This is a genomic window from Cellulomonas sp. B6 (genome assembly GCF_001462455.1).
Classification (GTDB): Bacteria; Actinomycetota; Actinomycetes; order Actinomycetales; family Cellulomonadaceae; genus Cellulomonas.
This window is the reverse complement of the sequence record NZ_LNTD01000145.1, coordinates 1-916: the sequence shown is the minus strand read 5'-3', so window position 1 is coordinate 916 and position 916 is coordinate 1. Positions and strand designations below refer to the sequence as shown.

Below are 916 nucleotides of genomic sequence, written 5' to 3'. Positions count from 1 at the left end.
GCCCGCCACGACCCCGCCGGCCGGCACCACCACCGGCCCGGCCCCGACCGCCGCGCCCGTCACCGCGCAGGACTCGCTGCGCGAGCTCGGCCGCCTGCGCAGCAGCGTGCTCCCGGTCGTCCGGCGCCGCCGCGGCGCGAGCGAGCCCAGCGCGTGGAGCGTCAACCTGCTGCGCGTCGGCGTGGTCGTCGCGGTGCTCGCGGGCTGGGAGCTCGGCGTGCGGGCCGGCTGGATCGACGCGTTCTTCTGGAGCCAGCCCTCGCGCATCTGGGACACCGCGGTCGTCGCGTTCACGCAGGGCGGGATCCTCGCCGACGTGCGGTTCACGTTCACGTCGACCGTGCTCGGCTTCGTCATCGGCGTCACGGGCGGCGTGGTCCTCGGGCTGTCGTTCTGGTGGTCGCGGCGCTACGCGCTGGTCGCCGAACCGCTCGTCATCGCGTTCGAGGCGATGCCCAAGCTCGCGCTCGCGCCGATCGTCGTGCTGGTGCTCGGGCTCGGCATGGGCTCGAAGGTCGCCATGGCGACGGCGCTCGTCATCGTCATCCAGACGCTCAACACGTACGCGGCCGTGCGGTCCGTCGACAAGGACCTCACGACGCTCCTGTACTCGCTGGGCGCGTCGCGCTGGCAGGTGTTCCGCAAGGTCGTCGTCCCCTCGACGCTGCCGTGGATCGCGTCGAGCCTGCGCGTGGGCATCGGGCTCGCGCTCACCGGCGCGATCGTCGGCGAGTACATCGGCTCCAACGCAGGCCTCGGCCGGATGATCCACTACGCCGGCTCGACGTACGACATCGCGCTCATCTGGGTCGGCGTGTTCACGCTCGCGATCCTGTCGATGCTGCTCTACGTCGTCGTCTCCGGGCTCGAGCGGCGCCTGCTCAAGGGCCTCGCGCACACCCGCTGAGCCCCCGCC

The 916-nt window shown here is 72.6% G+C and carries 1 protein-coding gene; it reads left to right on the top strand.

Annotation, left to right across the window (positions count from 1 at the left end):
• Positions 1 to 907 (top strand): ABC transporter permease (locus ATM99_RS13415; RefSeq protein ID WP_223305073.1); only part of this gene is annotated, 907 nt, incomplete at its 5' end.
• Positions 908 to 916: the final 9 nt, after the last annotated feature.